Source organism: Streptomyces flavofungini (genome assembly GCF_014650815.1).
Taxonomy (GTDB): Bacteria; Actinomycetota; Actinomycetes; order Streptomycetales; family Streptomycetaceae; genus Streptomyces; species Streptomyces flavofungini.
Map to the genome: position 1 here is coordinate 81002 of NZ_BMVR01000009.1, position 22784 is coordinate 103785.

Annotated in this window: 19 protein-coding genes and 1 tRNA gene; 12 read left to right on the forward strand and 8 right to left on the reverse strand. The window is 71.3% G+C overall.

All coding sequences use genetic code 11. The features are described from left to right. The first annotated feature begins 40 nt into the window (after nt 1-40). Nucleotides 41-1087, forward strand: coding sequence for a helix-turn-helix domain-containing protein (locus tag IE274_RS23805; protein ID WP_190117903.1), 1047 nt, complete (start codon nt 41-43; stop codon nt 1085-1087). Next, nucleotides 1084-1773 carry a YdcF family protein gene (locus IE274_RS23810; RefSeq protein WP_190117904.1) on the forward strand — a complete coding sequence of 230 codons (690 nt, stop codon included), beginning with the start codon at nt 1084-1086 and terminating at the stop codon, nt 1771-1773. The genes IE274_RS23805 and IE274_RS23810 overlap by 4 nt, the downstream gene beginning before the upstream one ends. 110 nt (nt 1774-1883) lie before the next feature. Here the strand turns inward: IE274_RS23810 and IE274_RS23815 are convergent. After that, nucleotides 1884-1954 (reverse strand) — tRNA-Gly (locus IE274_RS23815). A gap of 641 nt (nt 1955-2595) precedes the next feature. Here IE274_RS23815 and dcd point away from each other — a divergent pair. Both dcd and IE274_RS23825 read left to right on the forward strand, forming a co-directional pair. Next, complete coding sequence (gene dcd, locus IE274_RS23820; protein ID WP_190117905.1) at nt 2596-3171, forward strand: dCTP deaminase; 576 nt, start codon at nt 2596-2598, stop codon at nt 3169-3171. Between the two features lie 8 nt (nt 3172-3179). Beyond that, the gene (locus IE274_RS23825) at nt 3180-3677 is read left to right on the forward strand and encodes a phosphoribosyltransferase (RefSeq protein ID WP_190117906.1); all 498 of its coding nucleotides are present in this window, start codon (nt 3180-3182) and stop codon (nt 3675-3677) included. A 103-nt stretch (nt 3678-3780) separates the two neighbouring features. On the opposite strand, the gene IE274_RS23830 is transcribed toward IE274_RS23825, so the two are convergent. From IE274_RS23830 to IE274_RS23845, 4 genes are all read right to left on the reverse strand, one after another. Continuing rightward, nucleotides 3781-4875, reverse strand: a complete 1095-nt coding sequence (locus IE274_RS23830; protein ID WP_190117907.1) for a Yip1 family protein — start codon at nt 4873-4875, stop codon at nt 3781-3783. A gap of 126 nt (nt 4876-5001) precedes the next feature. Continuing rightward, complete coding sequence (locus tag IE274_RS40100; RefSeq protein ID WP_190117908.1) at nt 5002-6480, reverse strand: FG-GAP-like repeat-containing protein; 1479 nt, start codon at nt 6478-6480, stop codon at nt 5002-5004. A gap of 358 nt (nt 6481-6838) precedes the next feature. After that, nucleotides 6839-8272, reverse strand: a complete 1434-nt coding sequence (locus IE274_RS23840) for an FG-GAP-like repeat-containing protein (protein WP_190117909.1) — start codon at nt 8270-8272, stop codon at nt 6839-6841. Nucleotides 8273-8314: 42 nt separating this feature from the next. Then, complete coding sequence (locus IE274_RS23845; protein WP_190117910.1) at nt 8315-9706, reverse strand: FG-GAP-like repeat-containing protein; 1392 nt, start codon at nt 9704-9706, stop codon at nt 8315-8317. Nucleotides 9707-9956: 250 nt separating this feature from the next. On the opposite strand from IE274_RS23845, the gene IE274_RS23850 reads away from it, so the two are divergent. From IE274_RS23850 to IE274_RS23860, 3 genes are all read left to right on the forward strand, one after another. Next, entirely contained in the window at nt 9957-11207 is a 1251-nt protein-coding gene (locus tag IE274_RS23850; RefSeq protein ID WP_190118151.1) for a helix-turn-helix domain-containing protein, read from the forward strand. Nucleotides 11208-11298: 91 nt separating this feature from the next. Beyond that, on the forward strand, nt 11299-11772 hold the full coding sequence (locus IE274_RS23855) for a hypothetical protein (protein WP_190117911.1): 474 nt from the start codon (nt 11299-11301) through the stop codon (nt 11770-11772). After that, nucleotides 11769-11984: a hypothetical protein gene (locus IE274_RS23860; RefSeq protein WP_190117912.1), complete on the forward strand. Its 216-nt coding sequence runs from the start codon at nt 11769-11771 to the stop codon at nt 11982-11984. The genes IE274_RS23855 and IE274_RS23860 overlap by 4 nt, the downstream gene beginning before the upstream one ends. Here the strand turns inward: IE274_RS23860 and IE274_RS23865 are convergent. Both IE274_RS23865 and IE274_RS23870 read right to left on the reverse strand, forming a co-directional pair. Beyond that, nucleotides 11977-13284: an FG-GAP repeat domain-containing protein gene (locus IE274_RS23865; RefSeq protein ID WP_190117913.1), complete on the reverse strand. Its 1308-nt coding sequence runs from the start codon at nt 13282-13284 to the stop codon at nt 11977-11979. The two genes, IE274_RS23860 and IE274_RS23865, sit on opposite strands and share 8 nt — an antisense overlap. Before the next feature lie 159 nt (nt 13285-13443). Next, nucleotides 13444-15711, reverse strand: a complete 2268-nt coding sequence (locus IE274_RS23870; protein WP_190117914.1) for a (Fe-S)-binding protein — start codon at nt 15709-15711, stop codon at nt 13444-13446. A gap of 393 nt (nt 15712-16104) precedes the next feature. On the opposite strand from IE274_RS23870, the gene dnaK reads away from it, so the two are divergent. The 5 genes from dnaK (at nt 16105) to IE274_RS23895 (ending at nt 21192) form a co-directional block, all read left to right on the forward strand. Further along, nucleotides 16105-17976, forward strand: a complete 1872-nt coding sequence (gene dnaK / locus IE274_RS23875) for a molecular chaperone DnaK (RefSeq protein ID WP_190117915.1) — start codon at nt 16105-16107, stop codon at nt 17974-17976. Continuing rightward, nucleotides 17976-18725, forward strand: coding sequence for a nucleotide exchange factor GrpE (gene grpE / locus IE274_RS23880; RefSeq protein WP_190117916.1), 750 nt, complete (start codon nt 17976-17978; stop codon nt 18723-18725). Before dnaK ends, grpE begins: the two co-directional genes overlap by 1 nt. Before the next feature lie 84 nt (nt 18726-18809). Next, a complete protein-coding gene (dnaJ, locus tag IE274_RS23885; protein WP_190117917.1) occupies nt 18810-20009 on the forward strand; it encodes a molecular chaperone DnaJ in 1200 nt (399 codons plus the stop codon). 4 nt (nt 20010-20013) lie between these two features. Then, nucleotides 20014-20469 (forward strand): heat shock protein transcriptional repressor HspR, encoded by a 456-nt coding sequence (locus IE274_RS23890; protein WP_190117918.1) that lies wholly within the window; start codon nt 20014-20016, stop codon nt 20467-20469. Between the two features lie 198 nt (nt 20470-20667). Continuing rightward, the gene (locus IE274_RS23895; RefSeq protein ID WP_229909761.1) at nt 20668-21192 is read left to right on the forward strand and encodes a hypothetical protein; all 525 of its coding nucleotides are present in this window, start codon (nt 20668-20670) and stop codon (nt 21190-21192) included. A gap of 349 nt (nt 21193-21541) precedes the next feature. Here IE274_RS23895 and IE274_RS23900 read toward each other — a convergent pair whose 3' ends face one another. Further along, on the reverse strand, nt 21542-22690 hold the full coding sequence (locus IE274_RS23900; protein ID WP_190117919.1) for a helix-turn-helix transcriptional regulator: 1149 nt from the start codon (nt 22688-22690) through the stop codon (nt 21542-21544). Between the last annotated feature and the right edge of the window lie 94 nt (nt 22691-22784).

The window sequence follows — 22784 nt, forward strand, 5'->3', positions numbered from 1 at the left end:
ACTGTGCGTGTTTCCATACGTTGTGGAGGGAGGCAGACCCGTGGTCGACGTGCAGCGGTGGACCGGCCGAGAGGCGAGCGCCCTGCGTGCCGCGCTGCGCATGAGCATGCGGGCCTTCGCCGAACACCTGGGGGTCGCCCTGCGCACCGTGGCCAAATGGGAGGACCTGGGCGAGGCCACCCAACCACGCCCGGACACTCAGGCGATCCTGGACACCGCCCTGGCCCGCGCGGGCGCGCACGCGCAGGCCCGCTTCGAGCGACTGGTCTCCGGCGAAAGCCAGGTCGGCGTGCCGACAGCGGACTACGAGTCATGGACCGAAGACATCGACCGCGCAATAGTCTGCCTCAGTCGCCAGAACTTCACCTTCGCCTCCAGTCTGCTCAACCGTTGGCTCGGGTCTCGCACCCCGAGGGGCCTCGACTTCAAAGGGCAGTACCTGTACGGGCGTTCGCTCGCCCTCCTGGGTGACCTGCAACGCGATCAGGGCGTGATCCTCGGCCCGCTCTCGGCCAGGCAGTCGTACGCCACCGCACGTGCGCTGTTCATGGAACTCGACATCCCGCGCCGAGTCGCACAGATCGAGCTGTCCCTGGCCGTCGTCGATGAGATGGCCGGACGGCTCGATCACTCCGCCCGCCAGTACGCACGGCTGGCATTGGACGGACGCCTCAGCTGGCGAGACAGGGCCCGTGCCCGCCTCTGGGTCGGCACCGCCCTGAGCAAGGAGGGCAACAACGAATACGCCACAACGGTCATGGCGACCGCCACCCGCGAGTTCGAGGAACTCGGCGAGCCCGAGGACTGGTCGGTCGCCCACCAGAAGCTCGCCCTCGCCCACCGCGGCGTCGGCGACCTGACCCGGGCCTCGCACTGCATCGACATCGCCCGGCAGAGCGGTACCGTCGATTCCCCGATGCAACGCGTGCGCCTGGACACCGCGCACGGGCACATTCTTCTGTCCGACCCGGCCACCCGGAATGATGGGCTTTCGGTCCTCGATCAAGCAGCACAGGTGGCGCAGCAGTACGGCCTGAGCCATCAGCTGCGCAGCATCGAGGGCATCCGAGAGGGCCAGCAAGGATGAGTCAGGGAGTCGCAGTGCCGGACCGTGAGCAGCGCACCATCACCGACGAGCAGTTCCATGACGCCGAACTCATCTGGGACTACCACCAGATGGGCCACGTTCCGCGCCCCTGCTCGGCGGCGATCGGATTGGGCAGCCACGACCTCGGCGTGGCCACCGCCGCCGTGGACCTCTACAGGGCCGGACTCTTCCCAATCCTGGTCTTCAGCGGCGGCAACAGTCCCACCACCCGCGCCCGCTTCCCGCGAGGCGAGGCGGTGCACTACCGCGAGCATGCCCTGTCCCTCGGCGTACCGGACGAAGCGATCCTGGTCGAGGCGAACGCCGGAAACACCGGCCAGAACATCACGTACTCCCGCGACCTGCTCCGGCAGGCCGGGATCGAGGTCGACTCCCTGATGCTGATCTCCAAGCCGTACATGGAACGCCGCTCGTACGCGACCTGCCGCAAGCTGTGGCCCGAGGCCGAGGTCATCTGCGCCTCCGAGCCGCTCTCGCTGGGCGCCTACATCAAGTCGATCGGCGACGAGAAGCTCGTCGTGGACATGCTTGTCGGCGACCTGCAGCGGGTCATGGAGTACCCCAGGCTCGGCTTCGCCGTCGAGCAGGACGTACCGCAGGACGTCCACGCCGCGTACGAACGCCTCCTGCGCGCGGGCTTCGACAGCCGCCTGATCAGCACCTGACCTCGCGACGCCCAGGGCCCGAGCCCGTCGCCCCGGACAGCCATCGTCGGCCTGGGGCGACTTCGGGCAAACAAAGAACCCCCGGGTCCATGACCTGGGGGTTCGAGAAGAGCGGGTGACGAGAATCGAACTCGCACTCTCAGCTTGGGAAGCTGATGTTCTACCACTAAACTACACCCGCGCGACGCTCCCGGTTGAACCGGTTTCGTAGCTTCGCACACTCTACCCCATCTCAAGCCCCGGGCGCCGCCGCGCCAAGGCCCCGCTGCGCTGCGTGGGCCCTGCGTGACTGCGGGCGAAGGGAGTTGGGGCGTACGGTGGGGGCCGCCTCGGAGGGACTCGGGGGTGCCCGGGGTGGTGGCCGAGGGGTCGGCCGGAGGGTGCCGTGGGGGTTCTGTGAGGGCGTCGTGCGGGGGTCCGGATGAGACGGAGTGCCGCCTGGAGTGACGTCCCTTTCATCCCGTAATGTGGCTTTCGCCGTCGGCCGGAAGGCCGGAAACGGCCTCCGTTCATGGGTGGACGGCACTTGCAAACGGCTCTGGGGAAGGGACTCGAGGACTTGATGGAGCGCACCGTCGTCCGTTGTGCCGAAGGGCACGTGTTCAGCACCGCTTCGTTCCCGATGCAGCAGGCCGACCGGCTCGGTCCCGGTCGGCTGATCCGATGTCCCCGCTGTGCCCGGCTCCGGCACGCGGTACCGGTCGAGCTGCAGAAGCGGTAGGGGAGGGAAGCGGTACCGGGGCGCGGCCTGCGGTCTCGTCCCCGAGGCGCGCGGGGCTGTCCGATTGGGGCGGTCCCGCGCGCTCTGCGTATCCTCGGTGCGTGCTTCTCTCAGACAAGGACATCCGGGCCGAGATCGACGCCGGGCGGGTCCGGATCGATCCTTACGACGAATCCATGGTGCAGCCGTCCAGCATCGACGTGCGCCTCGACCGCTTCTTCCGGGTGTTCGAGAATCACCGCTACCCGCATATCGACCCCTCCGTCGAGCAGGCGGATCTGACCCGGCTCGTCGAGCCCGAGGGCGACGAGCCGTTCATCCTGCACCCCGGGGAGTTCGTGCTCGCCTCCACGTACGAGGTCATCACGCTCCCCGACGACCTGGCGTCCCGCCTGGAGGGCAAGTCCAGCCTCGGGCGGCTCGGGCTCGTCACCCACTCCACCGCCGGGTTCATCGACCCGGGCTTCAGCGGTCACGTGACCCTGGAGCTGTCCAACCTCGCCACGCTGCCCATCAAGCTGTGGCCGGGCATGAAGATCGGGCAGCTCTGCATGTTCCGGCTGACCTCCGCCGCCGAGGCCCCCTACGGGTCCGAGCGCTACGGGTCCCGCTACCAGAACCAGCGCGGCCCCACCGCCTCCCGTTCCTTCCTCAACTTCCATCGAACCCAGGTGTGAGCCCTTCCATGAGCGACGTGCGCGAGAACCTTACGTACGAGAAGTTCGGCACTGCCGTGCGCGAGCTGGCGCAGACCATCGCCGACGACGGGTACGAGCCCGACATCGTGCTGAGCATCGCCCGCGGCGGCGTCTTCGTCGCCGGTGGGCTCGCGTACGCCCTCGACTGCAAGAACATCCACCTGGTGAATGTCGAGTTCTACACGGGGGTGGGGACCACGTTGGAAATGCCGGTGATGCTCGCTCCCGTTCCCAACGCCATCGACTTCTCCGACAAGAAGGTGCTCATCACCGACGACGTCGCCGACACCGGGAAGACGCTGAAGCTCGTCCACGACTTCTGCCTCGACACCGTCGCCGAGGTGCGCTCCGCCGTCGTCTATGAGAAGTCCCACTCGCTCGTGAAGTGCGAGTACGTGTGGAAGCGCACCGACGAGTGGATCAATTTCCCGTGGAGTGTCGAGCCGCCGGTCGTGCGGCGGCAGGGGCAGGTCCTCGACGCCTGAGAGCAGTAATCGAGAGCAGTAATCGAGAGCAGTGAGAAGGGCCCCGGTGAGCTGTGCTCGCCGGGGCCCTTCTGCGCGTACGGGACGCTCGCGCGCCCGCGCGTCAGAACGTACCGAGCTTGATGATCGACAGGATCGCGAGCAGCTGGATCGCCGACGCGCCCAGCGCCCGCGGCCACGGCAGGTCGTGGGACTTGCTCACCATGAGGGTGAGCAGCGCGCCCGCGGCGAGCCAGGTGGCCCAGCCGAGGAGCTGGACGAAGCCGTTGCCGCCGCCGAGGAACAGGGCGACGATGACGCGCGGGGCGTCCGTGATCGCCATGATCAGCATGGAGAGGCCGACCGTGGGCTGCCAGGCGCCGTCGCCGCCGAACTGGCGGGCCAGGGAGTGCGTGACGATGCCGAGGATGAAGGCGCTGAGGGAGATCGCCACGCCGGTCGTGATGACGTAGGGGATCGCCGTGGACAGCGTGGCGTTCAGTACGTCCTCGCGGGCCTCGTCGAAGCCGAAGACGGCGAGCAGGCCGTAGAGGAACGTGACGATGACGGCCGGGGCCCACATCGCGTAATCCCGCATCTGGAGGAACGTCGGGACCGGGCGGAACACGATGCCGCGCAGCAGGTCCTTCCAGGGGAGCTTCGGGCCGATGGGGCCGGGCGGGGCCTGGCCGGCGCGGTAGCTGTTGCCGTCGTTGTACGGGTCCGCGCCGTACGGGTCCTCGCCGAGGGAGAAGGCCTGGGTGTGCCCGGCGTTGTTGGCGGCGTACGGGTCGTGGCCGCCGCCGTGTCCGCCCTGGCCACCGTGCCCGCCCTGGCCGCCGAAGTACTCCGGCTCGCCCTGGCCGCCCGGCGGCTGCGGCCACTGCTGGGCGCCGCCGTGGTGCTGGCCGCCGCCCTGAGGGCCGCCGTGCTGCGGGCCACCCCCGTGGGGTCCGCCGCGCTGCCCGCCGCCGTACTGGCCGGGGCCCGGGCCGCCGTACGGCTGCGGGGCCGGGCGGCCGCCGCCGGGCGCGGGCGGGTACCCGTACGACGGCTGGCCGCCCTGGGGGGCCTGCTGTCCGTACGGGTCCTGCCGCGGTCCTTGGTGCGGCCCCGGGTGACCGCCCTGACCGGGGTGCCCGCCTTGGGGCGGTCCCTGTCGGGGTCCTTGCTGTGCGCGGTTGTCCCGGCCGCCGCGTCCGCTCCTGAATCCAGCCACGGAATCGAACGTACCTGGTCTGGCGGGGTGCGGTCGTCCGTCCTGTGGAGGAGAGCGCGTTTGCGGCTGACCTGTGACAACCCCTAGGGGGACCCTGAGGGGATTGCCCCAGGTCAGCCGCGGGGGTCAGCGCCCGAGCACGGCCCCGTACGCCAGTGCGGCCGAAGGGGTGGGAAGGGCAAGGGAGTTGGGAGTGAGAGAGGTGGTGCCGGGCGGGAGGGCGCCCGGGGCCGCCCAGACGCCGCCGGACGAGGCGTTCTCACCCGGGGCGGAGACGGTCAGGTCGGGCGTGCCGTCGTGGTCGTAGTCGCCCGTGGCGAGCGCGGCGCCGAAGCGGTCGCCGGTCTCGGCGGTGCCGGGTATCTGGTACGTGTCCTGCTGGAACGCGTAGCCGTTGGCCGTGCCGTCGCCGATCTCGTCGTCCGCGTCGAGGATGCCCTTCTTGCCGCCGAACAGGACGGTGGCGCTGCCCGCGTTCTTCTTGGCTCCGATGGCCTCGCCGGGCGCGCCCACGATCAGGTCGTCGCGGCCGTCGCCGTTGACGTCCGCGGCGGTGACGGCCTCACCGAAGCCGTCGCCCGTCTCGGCGACACCGGGGACGCCGGGGGTGTCCTGGTTGAGGGTCTGCTCGCGCGTGCCGAAGCTGTCGGGGCGCTCGCCGCCGTAGCGGATGTGGATGCCGCCGCCCTTCGTCAGCTCCTCGGGGCCGCACGGGTCGTCGATGTTCTCGTCGGCGATCTCGCGGCAGTTGCCGAGGGCGAGGTCGTCGTGGCCGTCGCCGTTGAAGTCGCCGGTGGCGAAGGCGGAGGTGGCGCCGTTGCTGTTGGCCCAGTCGAGGAGGAGGCGGCCCTCGCGGCTGTCGTAGTGGTAGAGCATGACGTGGGACTGGGTGTACGGCTGCTGCTTCGTGTAGTACGCGACGGCGAGGTCGGTGCGGCCGTCGGCGTTGTAGTCGCCCGTGGACAGGACGGGGGCGCGGCCGCCCATGCGGTCGCCCATGCCGGGCTGGGTGTGGTCGGCGCGCGGGTTGTAGTTGACGACGACCTTGTCGGTGCCGCCGATCGCCAGGTCCATGTCCGTGTCGCCGGTGAAGTCCCCGGCGACCAGGGCGTTGCCGTACTGGTCGCCTGCCTTCTCGCCGCGCGCGGCGGTGTGGGCGCTGCCGAAGCCACCCGCCTTGCCGTACACGACGGTGACGCCGCCGGTGTCGGCACGCCCGTCGATGTCCTCGCCGGGCGCGCCGATCGCGAGGTCGGCGTACCCGTCGTTGTTCACGTCGGTGACGGCCACGGACGTCCCGAACTTGTCCCCGGCCTCCGGGGTGCCGGGGACGTTCGCGGTCGCCTGCGAGACGCGTACGTTCCCACTGGCGCGCAGCCCCTTGGGCCCGCCCCAGATCACGTTCACGTACCCGGCCTTGGCCTTGCCGCCCACCGTGGCGGCGGGGACGCCCACGGCCAGGTCGGCGTAGCCGTCGCCGTTGAAGTCGCTCTTGGTGGTGGGCGGCGCCGGCTCGTCCGCGGCGGCGCCCGCGGCGAGCGGCAGGGTGAGGCCGGTCGCCGCGAGCGCCGTGGCGGCGGCCAGGGCGAGGGTGCGTGTGCGCACGGGGGCTCCAACTCGTTGGTGATCGCTTGGGTTCACGTGTGTGACACCCGGGGTTGGCCGACGGTTGTCCTCAACGTCGGCCCAGGGGTGACCACTTGTGGGATGTGTGGGTCGGATGGGGCTGATGAGGAAGAGCTGTGTCGTTATGGAGGGGCAGCGGTGGGGCAGTGATGAAGGGGTGGTGAGAGGAGTGCGGTGCCCGCGCTCGCCGGGGAGGCGCGGGCACCCACGACCACGGGCCTGAGGGGGCAGGCCGGGGCACCCGCGATCACGGGCCTGAGAGGGCAGGTCGGGGCACCCACGACCACGGGCCCGGTGGCACCGGGTCGGGGCGCCCCCGCCAGCCCGTCGGACAGCCCTACTGGCCGAGCACCGCCCCGTACGACCGCGCCCCCGCGAGCCCCAGCTTCGCCGGAGTCACCGACACCTGCGGGGCCGGGCGGTCCTTCGGGGTGCCGTACCAGACGCCGCCGGACGAGGCGTTCTCGCCGGGGGCGGCGACCGCCGAGTCGGGGTAGGTGTCGCCGTTGTAGTCGTCCACGGCGAGCGCCGCGCCGAAGCGGTCGCCCGCCTCGGCCGCGCCGGGGACGCCCGGGGAGGTCTGGTTGACGCCGCTGCCGTAGAGCTCCTTGCCGGTGCCGGTGGACTCCAGGATCCAGTACGAGCCGGCGTCCTTGTCGATGCCGATCGACTCGGCGCTCGCGCCCGCGATCAGCTCGTCGCCGTCCTCGCGGTCCAGGTCGCCCACGGCGAGCGCCGCGCCGAAGTTGTCCTCGGCCTCGGCGTTGCCGTCGACCCGCGGAGTGGACTGGGTGGTGCAGGACACCGCGCCGCCGAGCGTCGTGCCGGACTTGCCGTAGACAGTGGCGATCGCGCCGCCCAGGCGGTCCGCGCAGAAGCCCTCGTCACCCTCCTCGGCCTCGGGGTTGGGCTGCACCTGGCCGAGGGCGAGGTCGGCGGTGCCGTCGCCGTCGAAGTCGCCGGTGGCAAGCGACGTCGCGGTGTCGCCCGCGCGCCACGCCTGCTTCCACGCGCCGGACGCCGTGGCGTACACCGCCGTGCCCGCGGTCTCCGAGCCCCCGTACGTCACCGCGAGGTCGTCGCGGCCGTCCGCGTCGAAGTCCCCGGACGTCACCGCGCGGGGGCCGCTGAAGTGCCAGCTGTCGACGCGCTGCAGGGTCGCGGGGGACCCGGCCTTGAACGGCCCCGGGCGCGTCTCCATCGCGGCGCTCTCATCGTTGCGCGAGCTGAGCGCGATGTCCCGGTCGCCGTCCCCGTCGTAGTCGCCGGTGCTGACGAGGCCGCCGATCTGGTTGCCCGCGTACCTGCCGTTGGCGGCCGTGAAGCCGCCCTTGATGCCGGACTTCGCGCCCCAGAGGACGGTGAGGGTGCCCGCGGAGGACCCTGCGTCATTGTCCTCGCCGGGGGTGCCGACGACGATGTCCGTGATGCCGTCGCCGTTCATGTCGGCGGGCGACACCGCGGACCCGAAGCCGTCGTCCTTCTCCACGGTGCCGGGAACCCCGGCGGTGCCCTGACTGACGGTCGTCGAACCGTGGCCGCCCAGGCCCTTCTTGCCGCCCCAGACCACGTTCACGTAGCCCGCCTTGGCCTTGCCGCCGACCGTGGCGCCGGGGACGCCGACCGCGAGGTCCGCGTAGCCGTCGCCGTTGAAGTCCGACTTCGGCTTCGGGGCGGGCTCGGCCGCGACGGCGGTGGTCGCGGACAGGCCCGCGACGCCGAGTACGGTCGCCGCGCACAGTGCGGCGGCGGAGAGAGTCTTCTTACGCAAGGTGTCTCCAAGTAGCCGAAATGGTACGTGAGTCGGGGGCCGTCAGCGGAGCGTCTCGCCGAAGCTTCGCCCCGCGCCGCCCGCGCCGAAGTCCGAGCCGTTGAACGAGGTCGCGTACGACGAGGTGAGGCCCGTCGTCGTGCCGCGCAGGACCCACACCGCGCCCGCGTCCGCCGCCGTGCCGATGTCTTCGCCGCGCGCGCCGATCGACAGGTCGGCCCTGCCGTTCTTGTTGATGTCCTTCAGGCGCACGGACGACCCGAACCGGTCGTTCTTCTCGGCGGCTCCGGGGACGCCCGCCGTCTCCTGGTGCCAGGTCTTTCCGCCGCCGAGGCCGCTCGCCCCGCTCTTGAGAAGGGTCACGCTCCCGGTGCCGGGTACGGGTCCGACCTGCTCGCCGGGCGCGCCCACCGCGATGTCCGCGCGGCCGTCGCCGGTCACGTCGCCCGCGGCCACCGCCGAGCCGAAGCCGTCGCCCGCTTCGTCCGTGCCGGGCACGCCCGCGGCGTCCTGCGTGTACGTCACCGGCGCGCCGAGCTTGCTGTCGGCGCCGTAACGGATGCTGAACGAACCGCCCTTGCCCGCGCGCGGGTTGCCGGTGACCAGGTCGTCGTAGCCGTCGCCGTTGATGTCGGCCCCCACGAGCGGGCCGCGCGTCGCCGACGCGTCGTCGCCCTCGGCGAGCACGCCCGACCAGTAGCCGAGGTCGCCCGCGCCGCCCTTCATGTACGCGGTGTAGGCGCCGCCGTCCGCGCGCTCGCCCGCGAGGATGTAGGTGTAGCCGCCCTGGCTCGTGAAGCGGCCCGCCGTCATGTCGTCCAGGCGGACGCCCTTGGGCAGGAAGTCGGTCTCCAGGGGGATCGCGTGGCCGTCCTGCGGGTCGCCGTCGGCGTAGTACCACCAGTGGCTGCCGCTGATCACCGCGAGGTTGGACACCTCGTCGCCGTCGATGTCGACGAAGGTCGCGGCCTCGCCGAAGCGGACGTCCGTGCCGCTCGGGGCGGTGAGGGTCTTGCCGCCCGTCTTGAAGCCGTTCTTGCCGCCCCAGACGATGGTGACCGTGCCGTCGGGCTTGCCGGACACCTTTTCGCCGGGGGCGCCCACGATCAGGTCGGCGTAGCCGTCGCGGTTCACGTCGCCGCTGGTGACGTTCTCGCCGAACTCGTCGCCGGACTCGGTGGTTCCGGGTATCCCGGCGGTGTTCTGCGTGACGGTCGTGCCCTTGCCCGCCTGCACGCCCGCCGCCGAACCGTACGTCACCGTCACCGAGTTGCCCTTCGGCGCGCCCACCGCGAGGTCGCGGTAGCCGTCGCCGTTGAAGTCGTCCTTCAGGGCGGCGGAGGCCGCGGCGGCCGTCCCGGCCAGGGGCAGGGTCAGTCCTCCGGCGGCGAGGGCTGCGGCGGTGGCCGCGACGGCCAGGCTTCTTACGCGCACGTGGGGCTCCCGGGCTTGTGGGTTCACGGGGGGTCACCGGGGGGTCACCGGGGGGTGGACCTTGGGTGAACGGTGGTGTGGGGTTCCGGGGGTGTGACTGGTGGAGCGGGGGAAAGGTTGTGCGAGCCGGGGGCTTCTGGGGGGCGGGCGGCATCTCGGTCGTGCCCGGAGTCCGCCGAAGGCTCACGGGTGTCCGGCCCCGCCCCATACGCTGGCGGCGGTGAGCCGTCCAGAGAGGGGCAAGGCCGTGATGTCCTCAGGTGACACCCCGGACCCGTACGCCGACCCGCTGCGGTTCGGTCAGCGCGTACAGATCCTGCGCGAGCGCCGTGGCATGACCCGCGCCCAACTCGCGGATTTCATCGGGGTCTCGGTGCACACCCTCCGCAAGATCGAGAACGGCCAGCAACGGGCCCCGGCGCTCGACATGGTGCTGCGCATCGCCGAGGCGCTGCGCGTACGCGACCTGGCGGAGCTGACCGGTCGACCGGACGCGCACGTGGATCTGTTCGCCGGGCCCGGCCATCCCCGCCTCGCCGCCGTCCAAGCGGCCGTCGACGACTTCGCCCTGGCCACGACCGTGGAACCGCCCCCTGTCGCACACCTGGAAGCCCGCCTGCACGCGGCCTGGAAGGCACGGCACCAGTCACCCAACCACCGTGAGGCCATCGGCAAGTTGCTGCCCGACCTGATCCGCGACGCCCGGGCGATCACACGGCACGCCGAGACGGCCGCCGAGCGGCGGGCGGCCCAGGCCCGCCTTGCCGAGACGTACTCGCTGTCGCAGTTCTTCCTCGCCTACCAGCCCGACGCCGCCCTGCTGTGGCGCGTCGCGGAGCGCGGCATGGTCGCCGCGCAGGATTCCGGCGACCCGCACGCCATCGGCGTGGCCGCCTGGCTCCTGGCACAGGCCCACCGCGACACCGCGCCCCGGCACTTCGACGCCGCCGACGCCATCAACCTCGAAGCCGTCCGCTTCCTCGAACCCCTCCTCCCGGACGCCGCCGACGACGTCCTCGCCATCGCGGGCGCCCTCGAGTTCGAGCTCGGGTACACCGCGGCCCGGCGCCGCGACACCGGCACGGCGTGGCGGCACTGGGACAAGGCGAAGGACATGGCGGCCCGGCTGCCCGCGGACTACTTCCACCCCGTCACCAGCTTCAGCCGCGCGATCATGGGCGCGCACGCCGTCACCGTGGCGGTCGAGCTGCGTCAGGGCGGTGAGTCGGTACGGCAGGCGGCCCGCGCGGACAAGGCCGTCATCAAGTCGCGCCCGCGCCGGGCCAGGCACCGGATCGAGGAGGCCCGCGGCTTCCAGCTCGACGGCCAGCCGGACGTGGCGATCGCCACCCTGCAGAAGGCGTACGAGGCCGCACCCGAGACGATCCGCTACAACGGCTACGCGCGCCGCATCATCCTCGAGGAGTCCGAGTCGAAGCAGTCCGGCCGCAGGCGCCGGGCCGCCGACCTGGCCATGGGCATCGGCCTGCTGGGTGCCTGACACGAGGTGACCGGATTTCGGTCATCGGTCGGGTTCGGGTGCACTTACGGTCTTTTGCGTGAGACGAATCGCACTGACCTTAAGGGCCCCGATGACCATGCTCGAAGGCAACAGGCAACTGATCACCGCATGGCTCGCGGGGGCCGACGCCCAGCCGGGCGCGGTCCACGCGGCGTGGGCGGAACGGGGCGTGGCCCTGCTCCCGCTGGGCCGCCGTTTCGACGCGGTCCGTGTACCCGCCGCGCGCATCCACGCCGCCGTCCACAGCAGTGAGGCCCGGACCGTGGCCGCGTTCCTGGGCGACTGGCTCGCGGGCCCGGTCATCCGCGACATCCGCAGCGGCCTCGGCCCGTACTACGTCCTCATCGCCCCGGACTCCGCCTGGGGCGGCACGGAGGAGCGGCTGAGCACCGACACGTTCCTCGGCGTCCCGCGCCTGGGCCATCCGGTGTCGATGCTGACGCGCTGGGTGGTCCCGCCCACCGCACCCGGCGACCTGTGCGACCCCGCCCACCTGAGCGCACTGCTCATGACGGCCGAGACCCTGAAGGCGGTCGACCCGTGAGCGCCGCCGCCACCGCCGCCGAGCTCGACGCGCGGGCGGCGGAGGCCTACGCCGCCTACATGGGCCACCTGTACGGCTGCCACCCGTGCCAGGACGGGGACGACCGCCACGGAGACGACTGCGCCACGGGCACCCGCCTGCGCGCGGCCTGGAAGACGGCCAGGAACGCTTCCCTGCGGGCCTGCCGGGCGGTGCACCCCGCCCCTACCTGAACCCCACCGTGGAAAAGCCGACCCCCGGCTTCCGGGACACCGGCCCCTCCGTCCCCGTCCTGCCGGGGTACACCTCCACCCGGTCCCGGCCCTGCCCCCAGGCCGTCCGGACGACCAGGTCGGCCCGCCGGTCCCCGTCGAAGTCGGCCACCTGCAGGATCTGGACGGTGCCCTTGCCGACTCGCGCGGGCACGACGGTCGCCGTGGCGTTGGCCGCGAGGCCGCCCGCGCGGCCCCGGTACACCCACACCTCACCGGGCCCGCCCCCGCCCACGACCAGCTCGCTGCGGCCGTCGCCGTCCAGGTCGCCCGCGTGCACGGTGGCGTTCCGTACGCCGATCTTCGCGCGGGCGGTGCCCGGCACGTCGTACCGCAGGGCGATGCCGTCCGGCGCGGCGAGGGCCGCGTCCAGGTCCTTGGAGCGGCCGAAGGCACCGAACGCCACGTCGGTCGAGGCGGGGAAGAGGACACCGGTGCGGTTGGGGCCCTTGGGGCCGCCGAGGACCAGGCTGCCCTTCGAGGCGCGTCCCTCCGCACGGACGACGAGGTCGTCGTACCCGTCGTCGTTCACGTCGACGGCGGGCGCGCCGGTGGCGAGGTCGTTGCCGGGGGCGGTGATCGGTTTGCCCGCCGCGCGCGGGGCGCCCTTCCGGGTGAACGGCCCGCGCAGGTACGTGAGATGGGCGCCGCTCGCGTGCAGTACGAGGTCGTTCGCGCCGTCGCCGTCGAAGTCCCCGCACACCGGCTGGTCGGCCCAGTCGTTGCCGAGCCGGGCGCGCGCGGGCACCTGGAGCTTGACGGCCTTGCCGGTGAGGCCGGTGGGGGAGCCGAAGAGGATCTGGAGGGGGACCGGGGGGCGGCCCTGGCCGTCGTAGGGCGGGTCCGTCGACACGACGAGGTCGGTGAAGCCGTCCTCGTCCAGGTCGCAGGACGCCTCGGACTCGAACGCGGCGGGCAACTGCCCCTTCGTGCGGGCACCCTGGGCGTGCGCGGTCAGCAACTGCCGCGCGCCGGGGACGAGTCCGCCCCGGCTTCCGTACACGATGCCGATGCCGGGGTCGTCGCCCTGCCCGCGGTGGGCGAGCGCGTCCAGGACGAGGTCCCTGGCGCCGTCGCCGTTGAAGTCGTCCGGCACCTTGCTGCCCTTGCCGCGCGGGACGGGCTGCTGGGGCGCGCTCTTGTTCGCGAGGTCGGCGGCCGCGGGACGGGTGGGGGACTTGTCGCCGTCGCCGCTGCAGCCCGCGAGGAGCAGGGTGCCGCCCACGACGGCGGCCAGCAGACGTCTTCCGGAACTCCTCATGCCCCACCCACCCCTACGTCATCCATGTCAGCCACGTCATCGCGTGACTTCATGCTCACGACAGAATCGACAGCACCACAGGTTTACACGAACGACGAAGGGCCGGCCCGCCCCCAGGCGAAACCGGCCCCTCCGTCCGCGTACGCGCGTGCCGCGTGGCTACTTCACCGGCTCGGGCTCCGGCTCGCTCTCCGCCTCGGCCGCACCCGCCGGGTCCCCCGGCGTCTTCACCGAGTCGAGGAGCAGCTGCGCCACGTCCACGACCTGGAGCGACTCCTTCGCCGCGCCGTCGTTCTTCTTGCCGTTCACGGAGTCCGTGAGCATGACCAGGCAGAACGGGCAGGCCGTCGACACGATGTCGGGGTTGAGGGACAGCGCCTCGTCCACCCGCTCCGTGTTGATGCGCTTGCCGATCCGCTCCTCCATCCACATCCGCGCGCCACCGGCGCCGCAGCAGAAGCCGCGTTCCTTGTGGCGGTGCATCTCCTGCTGGCGCAGGCCCGGGACGGCCGACATGATCTCGCGCGGGGGCGTGTAGACCTTGTTGTGGCGGCCCAGGTAGCAGGGGTCGTGGTAGGTGATGAGGCCCTCGACCGGGGTCACCGGGACCAGCTTGCCCTCGTCGATGAGGTGCTGCAGCAGCTGCGTGTGGTGGATGACCTCGAACTCGCCGCCGAGCTGCGGGTACTCGTTGGCGATGGTGTTGAAGCAGTGCGGGCAGGTGGCGACGATCTTCTTCGCCGACTTCGGCTTCTTCGTCGCCGGGTCGTCGTCGTCCTCGCCGTACGCCATGTTCAGCATCGCCACGTTCTCGGCACCGAGCTGCTGGAACAGCGGCTCGTTGCCGAGGCGGCGGGCCGAGTCACCGGTGCACTTCTCGTCGCCGCCCATGATCGCGAACTTGACGCCCGCCATGTGCAGGAGCTCCGCGAAGGCCTTGGTGGTCTTCTTCGCCCGGTCCTCCAGGGCGCCCGCGCAGCCGACCCAGTACAGGTAGTCGACCTCGGTGAGGTCGTCGACGGTCTTGCCGACGATCGGGACCTCGAAGTCGACCTCCTTGGTCCACTCCACGCGCTGCTTCTTGGCCAGGCCCCAGGGGTTGCCCTTCTTCTCCAGGTTCTTGAGCATCGTCCCGGCCTCGGACGGGAACGCGCTCTCGATCATCACCTGGTAGCGGCGCATGTCGACGATGTGGTCGATGTGCTCGATGTCGACCGGGCACTGCTCGACGCAGGCGCCGCAGGTGGTGCAGGACCACAGGACGTCGGGGTCGATGACGCCGTTCTCTTCGAGGGTGCCGATCAGCGGGCGCTCGGCCTCCGCGAGGGCGGCGGTGGGGACGTCGGCGAGCTGCTCCGCCGTCGCCTTCTCCTCGCCCTCCATCGTCTTGCCGCCGCCCGCGAGCAGGTACGGGGCCTTGGCGTGCGCGTGGTCGCGCAGCGACATGATGAGGAGCTTGGGGGAGAGCGGCTTGCCGGTGTTCCAGGCGGGGCACTGCGACTGGCAGCGGCCGCACTCGGTGCAGGTGGAGAAGTCCAGCAGGCCCTTCCAGGAGAACTGCTCGACCTGGCTGACGCCGAAGACGGTGTCCTCGTCCGGGTCCTCCCAGTCGATCTCCTTGCCGCCACTGGTCATGGGCAGCAGCTCGCCGAGGGCGGTGGAGCCGTCGGCCTCGCGCTTGAACCAGATGTTGGGGAAGGCCAGGAAGCGGTGCCAGGCCACGCCCATGTCGGTCTTCAGGGCGACCGTGATCATCCAGATGAAGGAGGTCGCGATCTTCAGACCGGCGAAGAAGTACGTGAGGTTCTGGAGCGTCGAGACGTCCATGTCCCCGAACCACGAGACGAACGGGTACGAGATGAAGAACGAGGCCTCGTAGCCGTCCACGTGGTGCTGGGCACCCTCCAGGGCGTGCAGCATGAAGATGCAGACGCCGACGATGAGGATGACGGTCTCGACGAAGTACGCCTGGCCGGTGTTGGAGCCCGCGAAGCGGGACTTGCGGCCCGGCCGGTCGGGGCGGCTGAGCTGCCGGACGACGATCAGGGTCACGATGCCGAGGACCGTCATGGTGCCGAGGAACTCGACGAACATGTTGTACGGCGCCCAGTCGCCGATGATCGGCAGCATCCAGTCGGCCTGGAAGAGCTGGCCGATGGCGTTGACGATCGTCAGGAGCAGCGAGAAGAAGCCCACCGCGACGAACCAGTGCGCCACACCGACGATGCCCCACCGGTTCATGCGCGTGTGGCCGAGGAACTCCTTGGCCACGGTGAGGGTGCGCTCGGCGGGCGCGTCGGTTCGGGTGCCTGCGGGCACGGGCTGACCGAGCCGCATGAACTGGTAGATCTGCACGATGGCACGGCCGAACAGCGCGACGCCGACCGCGATTAGGACCAGCGACACGATGATCGCGGCGAGTTGCATGGGGGCTCCCCGGGCCTGCGAGGCGAACTAATACTAAGCGGTAACTTATGCAGTCCGTCTGAGACTACCCACTTACATCGCCGCACTGTAGCCAGGGAGGCGGTGATCTGTGTCGCTCAGGCGACCCTTCCCGCGCGCCCTCGGCGGGGGCCCCTGCCCGTGCCGCCCGCGGTGCCTTTGCGTACGTGTCCTGCGGGGCGGTTTCCGTACGCCGCCACGGAACGCCGCGCAACCATCGCCGCCCCGTCCGGCGTCTCCCCGCACAAGCCCCTCGGGTTGCGCGTAAGGGCTGGATAAGAGTTGAGTCGGGTCGACTCAGCTCTGTTGACTCAGGGGAACCCGTGATGCATCCTTGAGTCAGTTCCACTCAAGAAGTTATCTGGAGGCATTGAAATGGCACGTGCGGTCGGCATCGACCTGGGCACGACTAACTCCGTCGTCAGCGTTCTGGAGGGCGGCGAGCCCACCGTCATCACCAACGCCGAGGGTGCCAGGACCACGCCGTCCGTCGTCGCCTTCGCGAAGAACGGTGAAGTGCTGGTCGGCGAGGTTGCGAAGCGCCAGGCGGTCACCAACGTCGACAGGACCATCCGCTCCGTCAAGCGCCACATGGGCACTGACTGGAAGGTGGGCATCGACGACAAGAACTTCAACCCGCAGCAGATCAGCGCGTTCATCCTGCAGAAGCTGAAGCGCGACGCCGAGTCGTACCTGGGCGAGAAGGTCACGGACGCCGTGATCACCGTCCCCGCGTACTTCAACGACTCCGAGCGCCAGGCCACCAAGGAGGCCGGCGAGATCGCGGGCCTGAACGTCCTGCGCATCGTCAACGAGCCGACCGCGGCCGCCCTGGCCTACGGCCTGGACAAGGACGACCAGACCATCCTGGTCTTCGACCTCGGTGGCGGCACCTTCGACGTCTCGCTCCTGGAGATCGGCGACGGCGTCGTCGAGGTGAAGGCCACCAACGGCGACAACCACCTCGGTGGTGACGACTGGGACCAGCGCGTCGTCGACTACCTGGTCAAGCAGTTCAACAACGGCCACGGCGTGGACCTCTCCAAGGACAAGATGGCGCTCCAGCGCCTGCGCGAGGCCGCCGAGAAGGCGAAGATCGAGCTGTCCTCCTCCACGGAGACCACGATCAACCTGCCGTACATCACGGCCTCCGCCGAGGGCCCGCTGCACCTGGACGAGAAGCTCACCCGCGCCCAGTTCCAGCAGCTCACGTCCGACCTCCTGGAGCGCTGCAAGACGCCGTTCCACAACGTCATCAAGGACGCGGGCATCCAGCTCTCCGAGATCGACCACGTCGTTCTCGTCGGCGGCTCCACCCGCATGCCCGCCGTCGCCGAGCTCGTCAAGGAGCTGACCGGCGGCAAGGACGCCAACAAGGGCGTGAACCCGGACGAGGTCGTCGCCATCGGCGCCGCGCTCCAGGCCGGTGTCCTCAAGGGTGAGGTCAAGGACGTCCTGCTCCTCGACGTGACCCCGCTGTCCCTCGGCATCGAGACCAAGGGCGGCATCATGACCAAGCTGATCGAGCGCAACACCACGATCCCGACGAAGCGCTCCGAGATCTTCACGACGGCCGAGGACAACCAGCCGTCGGTGCAGATCCAGGTCTACCAGGGCGAGCGCGAGATCGCGGCGTACAACAAGAAGCTCGGCATGTTCGAGCTGACCGGTCTGCCCCCGGCGCCCCGCGGCGTCCCGCAGATCGAGGTCGCCTTCGACATCGACGCCAACGGCATCATGCACGTGACCGCGAAGGACCTCGGCACGGGCAAGGAGCAGAAGATGACCGTCACCGGTGGCTCCTCGCTGCCGAAGGACGAGGTCAACCGGATGCGCGAAGAGGCCGAGAAGTACGCCGAGGAGGACCAGACGCGCCGCGAGGCCGCCGAGTCCCGCAACCAGGGCGAGCAGCTCGTCTACCAGACCGAGAAGTTCCTCAAGGACAACGAGGACAAGGTCCCCGGCGAGGTCAAGACCGAGGTCGAGGAGGCCGTCGCCGAGCTGAAGGAGAAGCTCAAGGGCGAGGACTCCGCCGAGATCCGCACGGCCGCCGAGAAGGTCGCCGCCGTCTCGCAGAAGCTGGGCCAGGCCATGTACGCCGACGCCCAGGCGGCGCAGGGCGCGGCCGGTGCCGAGGGCGCGGCCCCCGGTGCCGAGGCGCCGAACATGTCCAAGGAGGACGACGTCGTGGACGCCGAGATCGTCGACGACGAGAAGCCCGGTGACGCGAAGGGCGGCGCTGCCTGATGACGGAGGAGACCCCGGGCTTCGGCGAGAACGCCGAGCAGCCCGACGTCCCCTCCGGCGCCACCCCTGAAGAAGCGGCGCCGAAGGCCACCGAGCCCTCCACGGAGGGGGGCCCGGCGGCTCCGGCCGGGGACGCAGTGCGAGAAGCGGGCCTGACGGCTCAGCTGGACCAGGCCCAGAAGGCGCTCTCCGAGCGCACCGCGGACCTCCAGCGGCTGCAGGCCGAGTATCAGAACTACCGCCGCCGGGTGGAGCGGGACAAGGTCACGGTCAAGGAGATCGCCGCGGCGAACCTCCTGACCGAGCTGCTCCCGACGCTCGACGACGTCGGCCGCGCGCGGGAGCACGGCGAGCTGGTCGGCGGCTTCAAGTCGGTCGCCGAGGCGCTGGAGACCGTCGTCGCCAAGATGGGCCTGCAGCAGTTCGGCAAGGAGGGCGAGCCCTTCGACCCGACGATCCACGAGGCCCTGATGCACAGCTACGCCCCGGACGTCACCGAGACGACGTGCGTCGCGATTCTCCAGCCGGGGTATCGCATCGGCGAGCGGATCGTGCGCCCCGCCCGGGTGGCGGTGGCCGAGCCGCAGCCCGGCGCGCAGACGGTGAAGACGGCGGAGTCCGGCGCGGCCGAGGGCGACGACAGCGCGCCCGCGGCGGCGGAGGGCAAGGCGAACGGCACGGACGGCGACGGCGCCACGGACGGCGCGGACGCCAAGGGCAAGGAGAGCGGTGGCCCGGACGAGGGCTGACGCCGACACGGACGGCGGCCACGGCGCCGAGGGTGACCTCGGCGCCGGGGCCCGCCGGTTGACTGGGAAGGAGGGACGTCGGGGATGAGCACCAAGGACTTCATCGAGAAGGACTACTACAAGGTCCTCGGCGTCCCCAAGGACGCCACCGAAGCCGAGATCAAGAAGGCGTACCGGAAGCTCGCCCGCGAGAACCACCCGGACGCCAACAAGGGCAACGCCAAGGCCGAGGAGCGCTTCAAGGAGATCTCCGAGGCGAACGACGTCCTCGGCGACCCCAAGAAGCGCAAGGAGTACGACGAGGCCCGCGCGCTCTTCGGCAACGGCGGAGGATTCCGGCCGGGCCCGGGCGGCCCCGGCGGCGGCGGATCGTTCAACTTCGACCTGGGCGACCTCTTCGGAGGCGGCGCCCCGGGCGGAGGCGGACAGACGGGCGCCGGCGGCTTCGGGGGCGGCCTCGGTGACGTCTTCGGGGGCTTGTTCAACCGCGGCGGCGCGACCGCAGGTACGCGCACGCAGCCGCGGCGCGGCCAGGACATCGAGTCCGAGGTCACGCTGAGCTTCACGGAGGCCGTGGACGGCGCGACGGTGCCGCTGCGCATGTCCTCGCAGGCCCCGTGCAAGGCCTGTTCGGGCACCGGCGACAAGAACGGCACCCCGCGCGTCTGCCCGACGTGCGTGGGCACCGGCCAGGTCTCGCGCGGTGGCGGTGGCGGCTTCTCGCTGACCGACCCGTGCGTGGACTGCAAGGGCCGCGGCCTGATCGCGCAGGACGCCTGCGAGGTCTGCCACGGCAGCGGCCGCGCCAAGTCCTCGCGCACCATGCAGGTCCGCATTCCGCCGGGCGTCAGCGACGGCCAGCGCATCCGCCTGCGCGGCAAGGGCGCGCCGGGCGAGCGCGGCGGCCCCGCCGGTGACCTGTACGTGGTCGTCCATGTGGACGCCCACCCGGTCTTCGGCCGCAAGGGCGACAACCTGACGGTGACGGTCCCCGTGACGTACGCGGAAGCGGCGCTCGGCGGCGAGGTGAAGGTGCCGACGCTCGGCGGCCCGCCCGTCACCCTGAAGCTGCCCCCCGGCACGCCCAACGGCCGTACGATGCGGGCCCGCGGCAAGGGCGCGGTCCGTAAGGACGGCACCCGGGGCGATCTGCTCGTGACCGTGGAGGTGGCCGTGCCGACCACCCTCACCCCCGCCGCGCAGGAAGCCCTGGAGGCTTACCGCAAGGTGACTGCGGACACCGATCCGCGGGCAGAACTGTTCAAGGCCGCGAAGGGAGCGTGACCTCATGGAGCGGGACGGCCGCCGACGCAACCCGTATCAACTGACGGACGAGACCCCGGTGTACGTCATTTCGGTGGCGGCCCAGCTCTCCGGCCTGCATCCGCAGACCCTCAGGCAGTACGACCGTCTGGGCCTCGTCTCCCCCGACCGTACCGCAGGACGGGGGAGACGGTACTCCGCCCGCGACATCGAACTGTTGCGCACCGTCCAGCAGTTGTCGCAGGAGGAGGGCATCAACCTCGCGGGCATCAAGCGCATCATCGAGCTGGAGAACCAGGTCGCGGCGCTGCAGTCGCGCGTGGCCGAGCTCTCGTCGGCCGTCGAGGGCGCCGCGGTGGCGATGCAGCAGCGCGAGGCCGCGGTGCACGCCTCGTACCGTCGCGACCTCGTGCCGTACCAGGACGTGCAGCAGGCCAGCGCGCTCGTGGTGTGGCGGCCGAAGCGGCCGCCGGAGGCGTGACGCGCGCCGGGGCGCGCGTATCGCTCCGTCCGGGCCGGGGGCTCCCCAGGGGAACTCCCGGCCCCCACGTTTGCCTCCTTATAGTGGGCGGGGCGGGACACAACGACCGCGGGGCCGGGCGCGGAGCGCCCCTGACCAGCCCGTCTCGCCCGACCGCGCAATCGACTCAAGCGCTGTGCTCGGCACAGGGGGAGCTGGATGACCATGGCCATGGTGGGGCTGTTCTGGATCGCCGAGGGCGATGTGTACGTGGGCTCGAAACCGGCCGGGCTCGCCCCCGGGGTGCGTCTGACGCCCGAGGGCATCGCCGGCATCGGCCATGGACAGTCCGGCCTGTGGCTGTGGGACGACGTTCAGGCGCTCACCGTCGAGGACGTGCCCCTGCGGTCCCTGAAGCGGCAGGTGGGCGCCGTCGTCGACATGGCCCTCACGATGGGTCTCGGCGGCGGTGACGACGCGCCGTCGATGACGGTGTGCGTCGCCACGGCCGAGGAGGAGATCGAGCTGACGGCGTACGTCGCCGCGGCCGCGGGCTACTCCCAGAAGGAGTACGACCTGTCGCGCGCCCTGCTCGCCCGCCTCACCGAGGGCGCCGCCACGCTTCTGACGACGCTGGCCACGATGGCCGCCTGGGGCCGTTCGCACGAGGGCGCGTCGCCGCGCCGGGACGAGCGGGAGCGGCTGCTGCAGGTATGGGCCGACGACAACGCGGCCCATGCCTGAGCAGCCCGCCCCGGGGCCGCCCGTGGGTACGGGGCGCTCGCTCCCCCCGAAGGCGCGAGCGCCCCGGCCGACCACGAGCAGTAGCCGAACCGGGGCAACCCCTTAGGGAAGCGCGACTCTGCGGGGGGAGACCACAACAGAGCCACTCGGCCGCCGGGAGCGGTCGGTTCCAGTACCTGAGGTGGCTCTGGCCGCTCCCTGCCGCCATCACCACGATGCAACGGCCCGCCCACGCTCCGCTACCGTCAACTTGTTGCGGTGCAAGGGGCGGAGGCGGGTGCAAGTGGCAGCAAATCCGGACGTTCGTGATGCCCGAGGTGCGTCAGCGGCGTCAGGTGCCTGAGAGGTTTCAGGGGTTACCGGGATTCAGGATGCCCGAGCGGCTGATGAGGAAGCCGAGTTGGGTGCGGTTGCTGCTGCCCAGGGTGCTGGTGAGCTTCGCGATATGGACGCGTACGGTCCGTACGTTCATGCCGAGGCGGTCGGCGATCTCGGCGTCGGTGCGGCCCTCGACGAGGAGTTCGGCGATGGTCCGCTGGCGGGGCGTGACGCCGTCCCTGGTGGGCTGCGGGGCGGCCGGGTGCGGGAACATCGGCGTGGCCAGGCGCCAGAGCCGGTCGAAGAGCGCGACCAGATAGCCGACGACGGCGGGCGCGCGGATCTCCAGGGCCTCGGTGGAGTCCCGGTCGGCCGGTACGAACGCGACCGCGCGGTCGAACACGACGAGCTGGTCGGTGACTTCGCTCAGCGTCCGCGCCTCCACGTCGCCCCGCAGCCGCTCGAAGTGCGCGATGACGGGCGGCGCGTGCCGGGTCGTGTGCTGGTAGAGCGTGCGCATGCGGCAGCCGCGGGACAGCAGGGCCTGCTCGCGGGGCGGCGCGGAACCCAGGTCGGAGATCGGGCGGAAGCCGCCCGGCTGGATCGTCAGGACCTCCTCGGCGCACCGGGACACGGCGTCGTCGATGGCCCGGGTGATGCGGGGGACGGTTCGCAGAACAGTGATGGCGGGGCTGGCGGGACTGGCAGGACTGGCAGGGCTGGTGGGGCCTGCGGGCGGGGCCGGGGTGTCGGTGGGGCTCCCGGGCTGGACGGGGACGCGCGTGAGCAGTGGCTCCAGGGCCGCCAGCAGCTCCGCCTCGCGCTGCCGCTCCTGCTCGACCTGCTCCTCGATGCCGCGCAACAGGCCGAGCAGCGCGCTCGTGGGCTCGCTCGGCAGCAGCCACTGCATGTCCTCCACGTCCGGGTGCAGGAGGCCGAAGTCGACCAGGCACGGGGCGAGTTCGGCCTCGCGGGTGTGCACGCGGCCGTTGCACAGGGCGCGGCGGTAGAGGGTGGCGCCGGGCGGGCACAGGGTGTCGGGGCGGTGCGGGACGTGCGGACCGCAGGGGTCGGGTGGCGCGGTCGTGGGGGCCGGTTCGGGTGCTGCCGCCGTCGGCGTCACCGGTGCCGGTCGCCGTTCCGCGTGTTCGGTCCCGCCGGGTCTCTGCTCTCCGGACATGGTCGTACTCCCTCCCCGATGACGCTGCCCCGCCCGGCGGTGCGGTACATGACGGGGCGGTACATCCATGAGGCCATGGGCGTACGGGAACGCG

Coding starts and splice junctions, on each gene's coding strand:
- IE274_RS23900 (WP_190117919.1), bottom strand. CDS start 22,690: ATGTCCGGAGAGCAGAGACCCGGCGGGACCGAACACGCGGAACGGCGA.
- IE274_RS23870 (WP_190117914.1), bottom strand. CDS start 15,711: ATGCAACTCGCCGCGATCATCGTGTCGCTGGTCCTAATCGCGGTCGGC.
- IE274_RS23895 (WP_229909761.1), top strand. CDS start 20,668: ATGACCATGGCCATGGTGGGGCTGTTCTGGATCGCCGAGGGCGATGTG.
- IE274_RS23865 (WP_190117913.1), bottom strand. CDS start 13,284: ATGAGGAGTTCCGGAAGACGTCTGCTGGCCGCCGTCGTGGGCGGCACC.
- IE274_RS23825 (WP_190117906.1), top strand. CDS start 3,180: ATGAGCGACGTGCGCGAGAACCTTACGTACGAGAAGTTCGGCACTGCC.
- IE274_RS23855 (WP_190117911.1), top strand. CDS start 11,299: ATGACCATGCTCGAAGGCAACAGGCAACTGATCACCGCATGGCTCGCG.
- dnaJ (WP_190117917.1), top strand. CDS start 18,810: ATGAGCACCAAGGACTTCATCGAGAAGGACTACTACAAGGTCCTCGGC.
- dnaK (WP_190117915.1), top strand. CDS start 16,105: ATGGCACGTGCGGTCGGCATCGACCTGGGCACGACTAACTCCGTCGTC.
- grpE (WP_190117916.1), top strand. CDS start 17,976: ATGACGGAGGAGACCCCGGGCTTCGGCGAGAACGCCGAGCAGCCCGAC.
- IE274_RS23810 (WP_190117904.1), top strand. CDS start 1,084: ATGAGTCAGGGAGTCGCAGTGCCGGACCGTGAGCAGCGCACCATCACC.
- IE274_RS23850 (WP_190118151.1), top strand. CDS start 9,957: ATGTCCTCAGGTGACACCCCGGACCCGTACGCCGACCCGCTGCGGTTC.
- IE274_RS23890 (WP_190117918.1), top strand. CDS start 20,014: ATGGAGCGGGACGGCCGCCGACGCAACCCGTATCAACTGACGGACGAG.